Genomic DNA, 16,121 nt, shown 5'->3' on the forward strand with positions numbered 1-16,121 from the left:
CTCTTCAGCAAGCGGCTATGCCGATGTCAATCGCCAAGCAAGCAGGGCCTGAGCCAGGAAGGGTGTTGCCCAACGCCCTTACGCCAAAAGAGCCTCCCTTGCCTGATGCAAGGGAGGCTCTGATTCATGGATCATTATTGATTGTGGCTGGGCAGCTGTTTGACATAGCTGTCGGACAGATGAAGCAGCTCCAGCGCACGCTCGAACTCATTCTCTGTTGCCTTGACGGCGGATGCATCGGAATGTGGAAGAGGCTTCGCTTCCCCGTCCTCAAAGCCGATGCCCGGAATGTACAGCGTCGAGCTGTTGATGAAGGTGCCGGAAGGAAGATAATAGCGCTCCGGCAGCAGGTTCTCTTCGCCATGGTTCAGCAGATCTTGACCAAAGTACAGATGGCCCTCCATAGAGACGCCCATCAGATTCGCGATCGTCGGGAGCAAATCGATCTGTCCGCCAACCTGCTCCAGTACATCCGGCTCAATGCCGCTGCTGTGAATCATGAGCGGGATGTTAATCATATCGGCCGAATCATAGTCGCGGCCGAAAATTTCGTGCATCAGCTCTTTATCCTTGTTGTTCAGCGAGTAAATCGGCAGCCCGAGATGATCGCCATAAACGACGATCAGGCTATTGTCCCAGATGCCGTCTGCCTTGAGCTGCTCTATGAATTGTCCCAGCGCGTCATCGGCATAGTTCTGTGCCCGAATATACTCGCCGACGAAGGTGCCCTCATAGCGCTCCGGCAGCAGCATCCGGTGCTTGTATTCAGGAATCGTATACGGATGATGAGCAGACATCGAAATGACCTGGGCGTAGAACGGATTTCCGGAATGAGCCATGCTTTTCAGCTCCGGCGCTGTTTTCTCATACAGCACATCATCGGAGGCCCCGAAGAAGAGTTTGTCCTCTTCTCCGAAGAAGGATTTGTCATAATAGCGGTCAAAACCAAGCGCCTTGTACAGCTCGCCCCGGTTCCAGAACTCTACGACATTCGTATGGAAAGTCGCCGTATCATAGCCTTCCGCCTTGAGCAGCTTCGGTAGACTTGGCAGCGCCTTGTCCGCGTAATGCTGCGTGGCAGCCCCCCGAGGCGGGATATAAAACGATGTGTTGACTACGAATTCAGCATCCGAGGTGTTGCCCTGGCCGACATTCTGATAGAAGTTCGGGAAGTACAGACTCTCCCGGGCCAGCTTGTTCATGTTCGGCGTGATTTCCTGTCCGTCAAGCTCAAGGCCGATCAGGAACTCCTGGAACGACTCCATCTGGATAATGATCAGATTCTTGCCCTCCGCGACGCCTGCAAGCTGAGGCTCTTCGGGATCGGAAATGCCCTTTAACGCATGGATGGCTTCCTGATTGATAGTCTTAGCATCCACCAGCTCCGTATTTTCCTGCTGGAAAATCGTATAAGCCTCATAGTTGAGAATGCCCATCTCCTGAGCCTTGATGATCTCATTCATGCTGGCGCGATTCGGCATGATCTGAAACAGACAGATCATAAGGGAAAGAACGAATACAACGGAGGTGAGCATCCGCTTTTCCCTATGGGCGTGCCGGGCTTTCCATTGCTTAACCCGGTCGCTGCGCCGAAGCAGAATGAACAAGACGATAATATCGGTAAAGATCAGCAAGTAGTAAGGATCCATGAGAGAGAATACGCTATTGCTGACAGCCGTAACCTGATTCACCTGCTCCAGCGCATGATAGGTTACGATGACACCGTAATATTTATAATACATGATAGCTGCGAAGAAAATGCCCGTCAGCAGCAGGTTGACGGCCATGTAGATCGCCATCTTCCGTTTGGAAGCGAACCATTCAATCAGACTGAACAAGAGCCAGATGAATGGAATCTCTGTAATAAGCGGTCTCCAGGGTAGGACATCGTCAAAGATGACCATCCAGGCGAGATAGCTCTTGAGCAGCAAGATGATCGAAAAAAACATAAAAGGTTTCGTGAGTGTTAACCGAAACCGTGAAGTGGAGAACACTGCGATCGCCTTCCTTTCCATTCCGTCTTCGGTCCTCATTTCGTCACTCTTAGGAATAAAACGTAATTTTGGATATAAATGTTCAGTTATTCTTATCCTGATTTTACAAAACTGATGAACAGAATTTATTATGCCCTCTTCACATCGGGTTGTCAAAGCGGGAAGTCACAGCCGAGGAAATGGAAAATAAGGCAAAACCGGGGTCCGCACAAGAAAAACGGCGATACCCTTCGTTTTTGCCTTTATTTGGGTTATTGCAGGAAGGAGACCATCAGTGGGGCAACCCCAAGCGTAAACAAGGCGGCCACGATCATCGAAATGCTGGATATCGTTCCCGACAGGGAGTTGAACTCAAATGCTTTGGAAGTGCCCGTTCCGTGGGCGCTCGTCCCGAACAGCACACCCCGGGCGATGTCGCCTTTGATATGGAATATGCGCATGATGGAAGGCCCGATCATGGCGCCGAGAATGCCGGTGAGGATAACAAACACCGCCGTCATGTTAGGCACGCCGCCGATCACTGCCGACACATCCATCGCAATGGGGGTCGTAATCGAGCGCGGGATCAGACTGGTGGCCAGATCACTGCTCAGGTGAAGCCATTTGGCGAGCAGCGCAGACGAGATGATGGCAAACATGGAGCCGGTCAGCACGCTGACGATAATTTCGGCGGCATGCTTTTTCAAAGTTTGAAAGTTCTTATATAACGGTACCGCAAAGGCGATCGTCGCGGGTTGCAGCAGCTTGCTGATCCACTGCGCTCCTTCATGGTATGCCTCATAGGAGCCGCCCGCTTGGGTCAGCAGGACCACGATGAGGAGCGGCGTGATCAGAAGCGGGGACAGATAGACCTTCGGCAGACGCTGGTACAGCATCTTGGCGCCCCAGTAGATGCCGATCGTCAGCGGCAAGCCGTATAATCCGAGCAGTAACAAACTCATATGCGCTTTCGCTCCTTTCTGGAAGAGATCAGGGTGGCCGTAAGGCCGGATGTGACCATCACAGTAATGGTGCCGATCAAGACAACCGCCAATATTTGAAGTCCGTCGCTCTCCAGCATCGGAAAAAATTTCATAATGCCAACTGCCGCAGGGATGAAGAACAACAGCAGCTCCGCCAGCAGCCAGTTTGCGCCAAGCTCAATCCATTCAAGTTGTAAAATGCCTGTTTCGAGCAAAATAAACACAATGACAATTCCCAGAATGCTGCCGGGAATGCCGATATTCAGCCAATCCACCAGTCGATCCAGCAGCAGGGACAAGAGCATAAAGCCAGCCACCTGCAAACTTCCTTTTATGACGTTTTTCATGATCTGTCCCTCCTTTTCATTCTTTAATGAAATTTTACAACGACTGCTTTCATAGGTAAAATGCATATATCGAATGATATCCATTCCATTTATCTATACTAGTAAAACAGTCAGAAGGGATGCGATCAGATGGACATACGTCATTTGCAGTATTTTTTGGAGGTTGCCCGCGCGGGGAGCTTTACCAAAGCGGCGGAGCGGCTGTACATCACCCAGCCCACCATCAGCAAGACGATCCGCAACATGGAGGATGAATGGGGCGTAACGCTGTTTTATCGCCAGGGAAAGAAGATCGAGCTGACTGATGCCGGGCGGATCATGTATCAGCAGGCACAGCAGATGGTTGAGTCCTTTCAGCAGGTGTCCGACGAGCTGGAGGACCTGATGAACCTAAGACGCGGGCATTTGCGCATCGGTCTGCCGCCGATGGTCGGCTCCAGTTTTTTTCCGGAGGTCATCGGCTTGTTCCATCGCGAATATCCTAAGATTACGATCCAACTGTTTGAAGACGGGGCGAAAAAAGTGGAGGCCGATGTGGAAAGCGGACAGCTCGATATCGGCGTAGCAGTGCTGCCTGTGGATGAGCAGGTGTTTCACTCCTACTCTTTTGTCAGGGAGAAGCTGAACCTGCTGGTACATCCTTCACACCGGCTTGCAGGGCGGGAGTGGGTGGATCTGGCGGAATTGGCGGATGAACCCTTTGTGCTCTTTCGCGAGGATTTCACCCTTCATGACCGGATCATCCGGGAGTGCATACAAGCAGGGTTCGAGCCCAGGGTCGTCTATGAAAGCTCGCAATGGGATTTGATCAGCGGCATGGTGGCGGCGAATTTGGGGATTGCCCTGCTGCCGGAGACGATCTGCAAGGAGATTGATTCTTCCAGGGTGGCGATTCTGCCGCTCGACAATCCGACGATTCCGTGGCAGCTCGGGATGATCTGGCGGAAGGATCGCTATATGTCCTTTGCGGCGAGGGAGTGGATTGCCTTTACGCGCAAATTGCTTGGGGAGACAGACGAGCCGGGCGAAATCCGGGTTGACGAACAGGGGGATCGTACAAGAACCTGATCTGGCTGGAAGGGAATGGACCAATATGTGATATTATACATTTCCAAACGGGAGCGTCCCGATCATAATCAGGAATGGCTCGCCCGGCACATGGAGAGCAGGGGGACGATGCCGCTTGTTGGCGTACGGGCCGCGCGGGCTTCCGCTTTGTTTTTTGCCGGGAAATTTGGGGCATGTTACGATAAATGAACAAAGGAAACAGGGTAATGATGGGCAAGGCTCAGCACGCGAATTCCAAAATGCTTGAAAAGGAGGTCCCGAGCATGACCATCCAGGCAGGAATCATCGGTTACGGACTGTCCGGGTCCGTGTTTCACGTACCGGTAATCACGAGTGTTCCTGATTTTGTCATTACGACCGTCGTATCTTCGAAACCGGACAAGGTGCACCGCGATCTCCCCGGAGCGAAGGTGGTGAGCACGGTCGATGAATTGCTGGCTGACCCCGAGCTTCGGGTCGTCATCATCACGAGTCCGAATACGACGCACTATCCGTATGCCAAACAAGCGATTGCGGCCGGCAAGCATGTCGTTGTGGAAAAGCCGTTCACCGTCACCTCAGCTGAAGCGGACGAGCTGATTGAATTGGCCAGGCAGCATGGCGTGCTGCTGACGGTATATCATAATCGCCGCTGGGACAATGATTTTCTGACGGTCCGCAATCTGCTGGATATGAGAGCGCTCGGGAAGCTGTCGCTATACCAGGCACACTTCAATCGCTATCGGCCGGAGGTCAAGGAGGATAAATGGCGGGAGCAGGGGCTTCCCGGTTCGGGGACACTGTACGATCTGGGCTCTCATCTGATCGACCAGGCGCTGTTCCTGTTCGGAATGCCGGCTCGCTTGTGGGCTGATCTGCAGGCGGAACGGCACGGGTCGCAGGTGACGGATTATTTCCACCTTGTACTGATCTACGAATCGTTTCGGGTCATTCTCCATGCCGGCTCGCTGGTGCGCCAGACAGGGCCGAAATTCGAGCTGCATGGCGACCTCGGGAGCTTCCTGAAATACGGGGGCGATCCCCAGGAGGATCAGCTCAAGGAGGGCATGCGCCCAGGCGATACCGGCTGGGGAGAGGATCAGCCGGAGCAATACGGCCAGCTCGCGACAGAGTTTAGCGGTCTGGCTGTGCAAGGCGAGATTGAAACGCTGCCGGGAAGATATCAGGCTTTCTACCAGGGACTGGCCGAAGCGATCCTGGAAGGGGGCCCGCTGCCGGTCAGTGCCGAGGATGCACGGGACGTCATCCGGATCATTGAAGCGGCTTACGAGAGCGCGAAGGAAGGAAGAACGGTCACGATTACCTGACGACGATCGGTAGCAGATGTTGTAGAGCCGAGGCTGCGGTCAGACACATAGTTTTCTCCGGATGAGGAATATTAGGATGGTATGCTTTCACAGCATGGGGGAGCGCTTTCTGTTCCCATCGAATCCACACGAATGATAGGAGAGAACGGATATGATGAAGAAAGGCTGGGGCCTGCAACCTGCGTTCCTGCTGCTCCTGGTGCTGGTGCTTGTCTCTGCTGCCCCTGGCACTGCGCTTGCAGCAGGCAGCGGACCATTTCATTTCGGCTTTAAGAAAAGCGTTGACGGGAAGCTTCCTTCCATTGATCAGGAGGGCTTCAAGGAGCTGCTTCAGAAATACGGCGCCATATTCATGGGCGACCCCGAGAAGAAAGAGCTGTACCTCACCTTTGACAACGGTTACGAGAACGGGTATACAGCGCGGATCCTGGATACCCTGAAGGAGAAGAAGGTGCCGGCTACGTTTTTTGTGACGGGCCATTATGTGAAGACCCAGGAGGAGCTGCTGAAACGGATGGCAGCCGAAGGCCATATTATCGGGAACCATTCCTGGAACCATCCGGATGTGACCACCATTTCCCCGCAGCAGCTCCAGCAGGAGCTGGAGCGGGTCAAGGCGGAGGTGGCCCGCATCACCGGCCAGCAGGAGATGAAGTATTTGCGAACCCCCCGGGGGATCTTCGATGAGCGATCGCTGGCGGTCAGCAAGGAGCTGGGCTACACGAACGTGTTCTGGTCACTGGCTTATATGGATTGGGATGTGAAAGCTCAGCGCGGGGCAGGGTACGCATACGATAAAGTCACGGCGCAATTGCATCCGGGAGCGGTGATGCTCCTGCATTCCATTTCCAAGGATAATGCCGAGGCGCTGGGCCGTATCATTGACGAGGCTCGCCGCCGGGGCTACGAATTCAAGTCCCTGGACGATATGCAGAAGAAGGCGCCTTAATTGCCGGACAGGCCGCGCAGGTGGTGGTCCTGTCCGGGGAACGGTGGGCCGCCATCCTGCGGTAAAACAACGCATGCTGAGTCTGAGGATGAAAGAGCGTGCGTCCCTTCTGGAACCAGTCGGGAACTCAAGACCAGGCGCATAGGACCGTATCGCTATTAGCGGGCGGTGCCTGTGCGCTTTTTTGCTGTGTGCTCAAGTCGGAAACGGCCGAGCGCTTCGTCAGCCAGACGGTGCATTCAGGAACGGATGTTTGGTATAATACGCTCTATAACAAGATGAAATCGGCGTATTCGCATATCGAACAAGGTGTATCGTGAAGCTGATGTCAAAGGAGACCCGCCAATGCCTGTGATCGTTCCAATATCCGTAAGGCCGCTTGTCGAATATGTGTTTCGAAGCGGCAGCATTTCATCCGGATTCCGGTCTGCTTCGACGCTGGTCGAGGGCACGAGAGCACACCAGACGGTGCAGAAAGAATACGGTGAACATGACCGGAAAGAAGTGCAGCTCGAAACAGCCATTCCATATGAGGATATGGTATTTCAGATTGAAGGCCGCTGTGATGGCCTGCTCTTTCAGGGAGAGCGAATATGGATCGACGAGATCAAGTCCACCTCCGGCCGACTGGAGGATATTGAGGAGGACAGCTATCCGGTCCACTGGGCACAGGCCAAGATGTATGCCTACATGTATGCCAAGCAGCATGATACGCGCACCATCACCGTCCGTTTGACCTATGTGCACATACCGAGCGGAGAGCGCAAGCAATATGAGCAGGAATGGAGCGATGCGGAGCTTGAGACATTTGCGCTGGATGTCGTGGCGGCCTTTGCGCCCTATGCCAAGCTGCTCCACGAGCATAGAACGCGCAGGGATCATAGCATCCGGGAGCTCGCCTTTCCGTTCCCTTCTTACCGGGAGGGGCAGCGGAAGCTGGCCGGGGCAGTCTATAAAAGCATTGCCGAGGGCAAAAAGCTGTTTGCGAAAGCCCCGACAGGCATTGGGAAAACGATCTCCACCATCTTCCCGTCGGTGAAAGCGATTGGGGAAGGGCTGCTGGATCGGATCTTCTATCTTACAGCCAAGACCATCACCCGCACGGCGGCTGAGGAAGCGATGGCCCGGATGGAACGGGGCGGGCTGCATATGCATACCGTGACCCTGACGGCCAAGGACAAAATTTGCTTTCGCGAGGAAGAGGGCTGCGGCCAGGAGACCTGTGTTTTTTCCGAAGGCTATTATGATCGGATCAATGAGGCGATTCTGGATCTGCTTACCCATGAAACGCTCATAACCCGGCCGGTAATTGAAACGTATGCCCGCAAGCACCAGGTATGCCCGTTTGAGTTTTCGCTGGACGCCGCGTATGCGGCCGACGCTGTCATATGTGATTATAACTATGTATTTGATCCACGCGTGTCATTCAAGCGGCTTCCTGAGGAGGTTAAGAAGCGCAGCGTGCTGTTGGTGGACGAAGCGCATAATCTGGTGGACCGGGCTCGGAGCATGTTCTCGGCAGAGCTGCATAAATCGGCATTTCTGTCGCTGCAGCGGATGTACAAGGAGATTAATCCCGCCTTGTACTTGGCTGCGCAGAAGGTGAACAGCCGCTTTATTTTGCTTCGCAAGGTCAGCGGCGGACAAGAGCGTTTCGTCGGCTCACAGCAGCCCGAGTTGATGTCCGAACTGCTGGAGGAGTTTGTGATGCAGGCCGAGGCGGAGCTAATGTCCGGCAGAAACGGGGAAGAAACGGAGGCTCTGCTGGAGACCTACTTCGCGGCACAAGCGTATCTGCGCATCTCGAGGCTGTATGATGAACGGTTTGTCACCTATGCCGATATCGGGGCCAGCGAGGTGCTGTTGAAGCTGTTCTGTCTGGACCCTTCGTATCTGCTGCAGCAGGCCGGCAAAAATTACCGCTCGGCGGTGCTTTTCTCGGCGACGCTGCTCCCGTTATCCTATTACCGCGACATGCTGGGCGCGGACGAGGAGGACTACAGCTTGTCCATTCCATCCCCCTTCTCCCGGGAGCAGCTGGATGTGCGTTTGCTGCCTGTCTCGACACGCTTCAAGGACCGGGAGAAGAATAAGGAAGCGATTGTTCAGATGCTGTGCCAATTGGTGAAGGAGAAGCCGGTCAATACGCTGGTATTCCTCCCTTCCTATCCGTATATGCAGGAGATCCATGCAGACTTCATCCGGGCGATACCCGAAGTTCGGACACAGCTTCAGGGGCAGGGCATGCGCGAGGAAGAACGCGAGCAGTTTCTTAGCGCCTTTCAGGCTGAATCAGAGGAAGCTTTGGTTGGATTCGCGGTGATGGGCGGCATCTTCTCTGAAGGAATTGATCTTCGCGGCGAGCGGCTGTCGAGTGTAGTCGTTGTGGGTGTGGGGCTGCCCCAGCTGTCGTTTGAGAACGAGATCATTAAGGATTACTTCGAACAGACCGGCAAGCCCGGCTATGATTATGCGTATGTTTTTCCAGGTATGAACAAAGTGATGCAGGCCGGGGGCAGACTGATCCGCTCCGAGGAGGACAGCGGGACGCTGGTGCTGGTGGATGACCGCTTTCTGAGCCGTCCTTACAGCCAGCTTCTGCCGGAGGAATGGAGACACTACACAAGACGGTAGGCCCCTTGATATACCCGGTTTCCGCAGCAGCGAACCGCCGCTGATCAGCAGTACGGCTCCCGAGCGTGAACCGGCTCCTTCCCCGATATGCGCAGGTTTCGTATACATGCAAGGCTGCCAGTGATGGCAGCCTTTTGGCGCGTCTTCATAATAACGCTCGCAACGTTATAAGGCGAAGGGAAGGACGGGGGGATTCCGTCTAGTTCCAAGCATTCATAGAACAAAGTTGACATATGATGGGGGGCGCATTATATTTAGGTTACCTAATAATTTAGATGCCTATGCAAAACAGAAAAGAGAGGGATTGGTAATATTGGAAAACGACCATCAACCATCGGAAGATGAAGCATCCTCGAGCCGGGGCTGGGATGGAAAGGCGGGCTTTGAGAACAGTGTTGCCCGGAACCTGGTGAGAAGCATATATCGGTTTCACAGGCAGGAATGGGAAATCCATATGAATATGGAGCATACCCCTGGGGAAGTCCGGGTGCTGATGAGCCTCCTGGACCGGAGTGAGAGTCCGGAGCTTCCCGGGTTGAAGGTGTCCGAGATCAGCAACCGGATGAGAGTGACATCGCCGACCATCACGCAATTCGTGAAGGGGCTGGAGAAGAAGGGACTCGTAGAGCGGGTCATTGACGAGAAGGACCGCCGGGCGGTTCGCGTCTGTCTGACTGCGGAAGGCAAGCGGGTCGTTGAGGAAGTTCAGGACAATGTTACCCGCTATATGAACGGTTTGGTTGATTATCTGGGGGAAGAGGACAGCAGGAAGCTGACAGAACTGCTGAACAAGGCTTCCACATACCGAAGCAGAACGTTGCGGCCAACCGAAGGGCAGGATATGGAGCGAGGGAGATGAGAATATGCTGAAGCTGTTTCGATATATGCAGCCGTACCGCAATGCGGTGCTGATGGTGTTGCTGTTCACCTTTTTGCAATGTCTGGCGGAGTTGTATTTGCCAACGCTGATGGCGGACATTGTCGATATTGGAATTCTGACCGGAGATATTCCTTATATATGGCGCGTCGGCGGCTTTATGCTGCTGGTTGCCGCGCTCGGAATGCTCTGCTCGATTGCGGCCAGTTATTTGGCGGCTAAGGCAGCTTCGGGCTATGGACAAATTTTGCGCGGGCGGGTGTTTACCCATGTCGGAAACTTCACACTCCATGAATTTGACAAGCTGGGCACCGCATCGCTGATTACAAGAACGACCAATGATATTACCCAGATTCAGCAAGTTACGATCATGATGCTGCGCATGATGGTGATTGCCCCGCTCATGTGCGTCGGAGGAATCATTATGGCCGTCTCCCGGGATACCGGTCTGACGAGCGTGCTGCTCATCGTGCTGCCGGTTCTGGCGCTGGCGATCTTCCTGATTGCCAAGAAGGGTATTCCGTTATTCAAGGCGATTCAGGTCAAGATCGATACGCTCAGCCGCGTCGTGCGGGAGAACCTGACCGGTATGCGTGTCATCCGCTCCTTCAATCGGATGAGCCATGAGAAGGTTCGCTTTAATGATGCCAACGAGGATTTGACAGCCACTTCGATCAAGGTCAACAAAATTATGGGTGCGATGATGCCCATCATGATGCTAGTGATGAACTTTGCGACGGTGGCTATCGTCTGGTTTGGAGGACATCGGATCAATGCCGGGCACATGATGGTCGGAGATCTGATGGCTTTTCTTCAATATGCGATGATGATTATGTTCTCCTTAATTATGCTCTCCGTCATGTTTGTCATGATTCCGCGGGCGCAGGCATCTGCGGTTCGGATCCAGGAGGTGCTCAGCCTTGTCCCTGAGATCAAGGATACGGACAAGGAACCTGCTGCGACCGGGCAGAAGGGCGTTGTCGAGTTCGAGGACGTCACGTTCTATTATCCGGGCGCAGAGGAGCCGGCGCTGTCCAATATTTCGTTCCGGACAGGTCCGGGCGAGATTACAGCGATTATCGGCGGCACCGGATCAGGCAAGTCGACCCTGATCAGCTTGATCCCCCGTTTCTATGACATAACGTCCGGCCGGCTGCTTGTGGACGGCGTGGACGTGCGGGATCTGAAGCAAGAACAGCTCAGATCGAGAATCGGGCTTGTGCCGCAGAAGGCGCTGCTGTTCACCGGGACGATTGCGGACAACATTCGTTACGGCAAGGAAGATGCAAGCATGGAAGAGATACAGCATGCCGCTGAGGTCGCTCAAGCTGCCGATTTTATCTCCAAGATGGAGGGCGGATACGAGGCGGTGATCTCTCAGGGCGGAAGCAACGTATCGGGTGGACAGAAACAGCGGCTGTCGATCGCACGCGCGCTCGTGCGCAAACCGGAAATATATCTGTTCGACGACAGCTTCTCTGCGCTTGACTTCAAGACAGATGCCAAGCTGCGCGCCGCGCTGCGTGAGGAAACCGGCGATGCCGCGGTATTGATTGTTGCACAGCGGGTGAGCACCGTGATGGATGCCGACCGCATTATCGTGCTGGATGAAGGACGGGTTGCAGGCATAGGGACACATGCAGAGCTGATGGAGAACTCCCGCGTGTACCGGGAGATTGTCGCTTCCCAGCTGTCAGAGGAGGAGATCGCATGAGTGACAAGAAGGAAAGACGGGGGCATTCGGGAGGCGGTCCCTTTGGCGGTCCTCATGGACCGGGCATGCCACCGGAGAAAGCGAAGGATTTCAAGGGCACATTCAAACGGTTGTCCGGTTATCTGAGACCGCATCAGGGCAAGCTTCTGACGGTTCTTATCGCTGCGATCCTAAGCACAATCTTTGGCATCGTCAGTCCGAAAATACTGGGGGATGCGACGACGCTCCTCTATCGCGGCTATATCAGCGGGGACGGCATCGACTTCGTGGCCATCCAGAAGATCATGCTGTGGCTCGGCGGACTATACCTGCTCAGCTCGCTGTTTGCTTACATCCAGCAGTACGTGATGGCCAGTGTGGCCCAGCGTACGGTGTATGATCTGCGCAAGGAAGTGAACGACAAGCTGGGCCGCCTGCCGCTGAAATATTTCGATGCCCGCACGCATGGCGAAACGCTGAGCCGGGTGACTAATGACATGGACAACATCAGCAACACGCTCCAGCAGAGCTTGACACAGATGATCACCTCTGCCGTCACGCTGGTCGGGGTCGTCATCATGATGCTTACGATCAGCCCGCTGCTTACGCTTGTTGTCATTCTGACACTGCCGCTCAGCATCATTGTTACCACCGTGGTGGCGAAGCGCTCCCAGCAGCATTTTGTAGCCCAGCAGAAGCATTTGGGAGAATTGAACGGCCATGTGGAAGAGATGTATACCGGGCACAAGATCGTCAAGGCATTCGGCCGGGAGCGCCAGTCTGCCGAGAAATTCGAGGAAGTGAACAACCGGCTGTTCGATGCCGGATGGAGAGCGCAGTTCATCTCCGGAACGATTATGCCGCTGATGGGCTTTGTCGGGAATATCGGATACGTAATCGTCTCTGTCGTGGGGGGCGTGCTTGTTACCCGCAGAGCGATTGAAATCGGGGACGTTCAGGCCTTTATCCAGTATTCCCGTCAATTCACGCAGCCGATCACACAGCTGGCGAACATCGCCAACGTCATCCAATCGACCATTGCTTCTGCAGAGCGGGTGTTTGAGGTGCTGGATGAGACGGAGGAAACTCCGGATGCCAGCGCTGCCTCGAAGCCGGACCGTCCGCGCGGCGATGTGGCGTTCGAGCATGTGAGCTTCGGCTATCATGAGGATCAGCTGCTGATCAAGGATATGAACATCGAAGTGAAGCAGGGGCAGACGGTGGCTATCGTCGGTCCGACAGGGGCAGGGAAAACAACGCTGATCAACCTGCTGATGCGCTTCTATGAGCTTAATGCTGGCCGAATCACCATCGACGGTATCGATATTACCTCAATGAAACGCGGGGAGCTGCGCAGCCTGTTCGGGATGGTGCTCCAGGACACCTGGCTCTTCAATGGCACGATCCGTGACAATATCGGGTACGGCCGCGAGGGGGCGACCGAGGAGGAGATCGTTCAGGCCGCCGTCGCAGCGCATGCGGACCATTTCATCCGTACGCTGCCGGAAGGGTACGATACCGTGCTGAATGAAGAAGCGACGAATATTTCACAAGGGCAGAAGCAGCTGCTCACCATCGCCAGGGCGATCCTGGCGAACCCGGCGATCCTCATCCTCGATGAGGCGACAAGCAGCGTGGATACCCGGACCGAGATGTACATTCAGCATGCGATGAATGAACTGATGAAGAACCGGACCAGCTTTGTCATCGCGCATCGTCTGTCTACGATCAAGGAAGCGGATCTGATTCTGGTCATGAATCAGGGAAGCATCATTGAACAGGGAACCCACGAGGAGCTTCTGGCGGCCGGCGGCTTCTATGCCGACCTCTACAACAGCCAGTTTAGCTCCCGGAAGGAAGCGGTCTAACCTGCGCTGCTGTCTGAATGGCGGTCATATCGAGCATTGCTTTTTCATATGGTTCTACTATAATGAAGGTTATGAAACTTGGCACGGGACGTGCTCATTACGTATAAGGGAGCCATGATCGTTATTGAATAAGGCTGAACTGAATCAAATTGTACAGGAGCTGTTACGTCGGTCAGGCAGTACCGTGACGGTTGCGCTGGAGTCCTATTTTCCCGGGGGACGCTTGGTCGGAGGGAAATATGCGATGAACTCGCACACGGTCACGATGTATACCGAGGTGATACGCCAGCAATGCTTGCAGCTGTTCGGATCGCTGGAACAGGTCGAAGCCTATTTTGCCGTCGTATTCGCCCACGAGCTGGGTCATGCGGCTGACCAGACGCTGCAGGAGCTGTGCAGCAGAATGGACACCTCGGAGAACGAGCTTGTGCGCAAACAGATTGCGCTGCAGGCGGAAGAGAATGCATGGCATTATGCGGCCGCATGGATCGCGGACATCGATCCGGCATTCGTGCGCGTCATTGTCGAGCAGTCGCTGGCTGCTTACCGCACAGAGATCGCATCTTCAGAGATCGCGTGATTCTGGAGAATTCCCATTTATATTTCAAAAAATAGAAGCCCGCACCTGCGGATGACCTTGCGTCATCTTCTGGTGCGGGCTTGATTGTGTTTCCATCCGGCGACGGGTCTAGTCGTCAGGGTTCAGCTTTTTTAGCGGTTCAATCGCCGGCCCTTCCAGCACCTCGCCATCGAACGTGTACCTGGAGCCATGGCATGGGCAATCCCATGAGCGTTCCCCTTCATTCCATTCTACTTCGCAGCCCATATGGGTGCAGGTCGTATCCACCATATGAAGGTTTCCTGCTTCATCCTTGAATGCTCCTGCACGCTGCCCATTATGGCGGACAATTGCTGCTTCCCCAGGCTCGAGCTTGGATGGATCGGTGTGCTTCAGGTCCACTTTGCCGGCGATGAAATCTTTGACCACGCCGGCGTTTTGAACGACCAAGGTTTTCAGGCTTGGATCCACTTTGAAACGGGACGGGGAGAACAGCTGGGCATACCGATTTTTGCGCTGAAGGACTTTGTCCGCCAGGATGTGAGCGGCCAGCGCACTGGTGGTCATGCCCCATTTCCGGAATCCCGTAGCTACAAAAATCTTGTCCTCATTCGGCGTCAGCGAACCGATGTAAGGCAGGTTGTCGAGCGTCACCAGATCCTGCGTTGACCAGCGGTACGGGATCTCTTTGGCCCCGAGCAGCTTCCCGGCGAACAGCTCCAGGTTTTCGTAATGCTTGTATGTGCTGATTCCTTTTCCTGTCTTGTGATTCTCCCCGCCTACGATGACCAGATCTTCGCCCTGATAAGAGGCGGACCGCAGGGAGCGGACGGGCTGGTCAATGCTGAGATACATCCCGCCGGGATACGCGGTTTCCGGCTTGACCGCAATCGCATAGGAGCGTTCCACGTGCAGTCTGGCGAAGTACATCCCCTTGCCGTCATAGAACGGGAAATGGGAGGCGGACACGGCAAAATTACAGGTGATTTTATGATTGCCGCGTGTCGTCTGCAGGATGACCGGGCCGCTTGTATCCGCCTGTTCATCAATGGTGGTGTATTCATAAATCCGTCCGCCGAGCTTCAGAAACCTCTCCGTCAGCCGCTTCATGTACTGGAGCGGGTGGAACTGGTACTGTCCGGGCATCTTGATCGCACCTTGAATCGGGATCGGCAGCGGAAGCTTGTCCATCCACTCGCCTGGAATGGAAAGCTTCTCATACGTCTTGAGTTCATCCTCAAGCTTGGACAAACTGCGCTCATCCTCCGTATAGATATAGGCATCCTCCAGCTTAAGCCCGCACTCCTGCTCCTCCTCACCGACCATGTCCCGGATGAACTCAATGGCTTCGCGGTTTCCTTCATAATACTTTCGGGCATTCTCCGCGCCAAAATGCTTCTCGAACTCATGATAGATCAGACCATGCTGGGCTGTAACTTTCGCCGTCGTAAATCCGGTCGCTCCGTTCAGAATTTTGCCGGCTTCAAGAACGACCACATCCATGCCCTCCTTCGCCAGCAAATAGGCCGTCGTAATACCGGTGATGCCACCTCCAACGACAGCTACATCAGCCTGAATATCTTCAGCCAGTCTATCGAAGGACGGCAGCTCGCTTGTGGCCCGCCACAAAGATTCGGGATATTGCGGAAGCCCTTGCTTCAGATTGCCTGACTCATTCATACAGCACTCCTCCTTGAAATCATCATTTTCGCCTGTCTTTTCCATCTTTGTTTTCATTATTACCACGCCATGAAGATTAGAAACTTGTGCTGCTGACCAGCAGGCTCGTTTCGCGGGTTCATTCGTCCAAATTTCTTCCGTCACTGTAAATAATTTGGGGGGATTGTGAAAAAAATACCTTAA

The 16,121-nt window shown here is 54.3% G+C and carries 12 protein-coding genes; 8 read left to right on the top strand and 4 right to left on the bottom strand.

Annotation, left to right across the window (positions count from 1 at the left end; all coding sequences use genetic code 11):
* Positions 1-134: 134 nt before the first annotated feature.
* The 3 genes from MKX64_RS11610 to MKX64_RS11620 all read right to left on the bottom strand — a co-directional run bounded on the left by MKX64_RS11610 (position 135) and on the right by MKX64_RS11620 (position 3,303).
* Complete coding sequence (locus tag MKX64_RS11610) at positions 135-2,015, bottom strand: LTA synthase family protein (RefSeq protein WP_341035871.1); 1,881 nt, start codon at positions 2,013-2,015, stop codon at positions 135-137.
* A gap of 230 nt (positions 2,016-2,245) precedes the next feature.
* Entirely contained in the window at positions 2,246-2,935 is a 690-nt protein-coding gene (locus MKX64_RS11615; RefSeq protein WP_155618518.1) for a CidB/LrgB family autolysis modulator, read from the bottom strand.
* Positions 2,932-3,303, bottom strand: a complete 372-nt coding sequence (locus tag MKX64_RS11620; RefSeq protein WP_341035873.1) for a CidA/LrgA family protein — start codon at positions 3,301-3,303, stop codon at positions 2,932-2,934. Before MKX64_RS11620 ends, MKX64_RS11615 begins: the two co-directional genes overlap by 4 nt.
* Positions 3,304-3,432: 129 nt before the next feature.
* On the opposite strand from MKX64_RS11620, the gene cidR reads away from it, so the two are divergent.
* From cidR to MKX64_RS11660, 8 genes are all read left to right on the top strand, one after another.
* Positions 3,433-4,371, top strand: a complete 939-nt coding sequence (cidR, locus tag MKX64_RS11625) for a cidABC operon transcriptional activator CidR (protein ID WP_095265004.1) — start codon at positions 3,433-3,435, stop codon at positions 4,369-4,371.
* Positions 4,372-4,634: 263 nt separating this feature from the next.
* Positions 4,635-5,678 carry an oxidoreductase gene (locus MKX64_RS11630; protein WP_341035876.1) on the top strand — a complete coding sequence of 348 codons (1,044 nt, stop codon included), beginning with the start codon at positions 4,635-4,637 and terminating at the stop codon, positions 5,676-5,678.
* Positions 5,679-5,832: 154 nt separating this feature from the next.
* Positions 5,833-6,627 (top strand): delta-lactam-biosynthetic de-N-acetylase, encoded by a 795-nt coding sequence (gene pdaA, locus MKX64_RS11635; protein ID WP_095265113.1) that lies wholly within the window; start codon positions 5,833-5,835, stop codon positions 6,625-6,627.
* Positions 6,628-6,972: 345 nt separating this feature from the next.
* Complete coding sequence (locus MKX64_RS11640) at positions 6,973-9,261, top strand: ATP-dependent DNA helicase (RefSeq protein ID WP_155618515.1); 2,289 nt, start codon at positions 6,973-6,975, stop codon at positions 9,259-9,261.
* A 313-nt stretch (positions 9,262-9,574) separates the two neighbouring features.
* A complete protein-coding gene (locus tag MKX64_RS11645) occupies positions 9,575-10,120 on the top strand; it encodes a MarR family winged helix-turn-helix transcriptional regulator (RefSeq protein ID WP_341035877.1) in 546 nt (181 codons plus the stop codon).
* Between the two features lie 4 nt (positions 10,121-10,124).
* Complete coding sequence (locus MKX64_RS11650; RefSeq protein WP_095265001.1) at positions 10,125-11,852, top strand: ABC transporter ATP-binding protein; 1,728 nt, start codon at positions 10,125-10,127, stop codon at positions 11,850-11,852.
* Positions 11,849-13,699, top strand: a complete 1,851-nt coding sequence (locus MKX64_RS11655) for an ABC transporter ATP-binding protein (RefSeq protein ID WP_341035879.1) — start codon at positions 11,849-11,851, stop codon at positions 13,697-13,699. The genes MKX64_RS11650 and MKX64_RS11655 overlap by 4 nt, the downstream gene beginning before the upstream one ends.
* Before the next feature lie 124 nt (positions 13,700-13,823).
* Positions 13,824-14,279 carry a hypothetical protein gene (locus tag MKX64_RS11660; RefSeq protein WP_095398889.1) on the top strand — a complete coding sequence of 152 codons (456 nt, stop codon included), beginning with the start codon at positions 13,824-13,826 and terminating at the stop codon, positions 14,277-14,279.
* A 108-nt stretch (positions 14,280-14,387) separates the two neighbouring features.
* Here the strand turns inward: MKX64_RS11660 and MKX64_RS11665 are convergent, their stop codons facing one another.
* Positions 14,388-15,938, bottom strand: a complete 1,551-nt coding sequence (locus MKX64_RS11665; RefSeq protein WP_341035880.1) for an FAD-dependent oxidoreductase — start codon at positions 15,936-15,938, stop codon at positions 14,388-14,390.
* Between the last annotated feature and the right edge of the window lie 183 nt (positions 15,939-16,121).

The sequence above is a fragment of the Paenibacillus sp. FSL M8-0334 genome, from assembly GCF_038000405.1.
In the GTDB taxonomy this organism is placed as follows: Bacteria; Bacillota; Bacilli; order Paenibacillales; family Paenibacillaceae; genus Paenibacillus_AQ; species Paenibacillus_AQ campinasensis.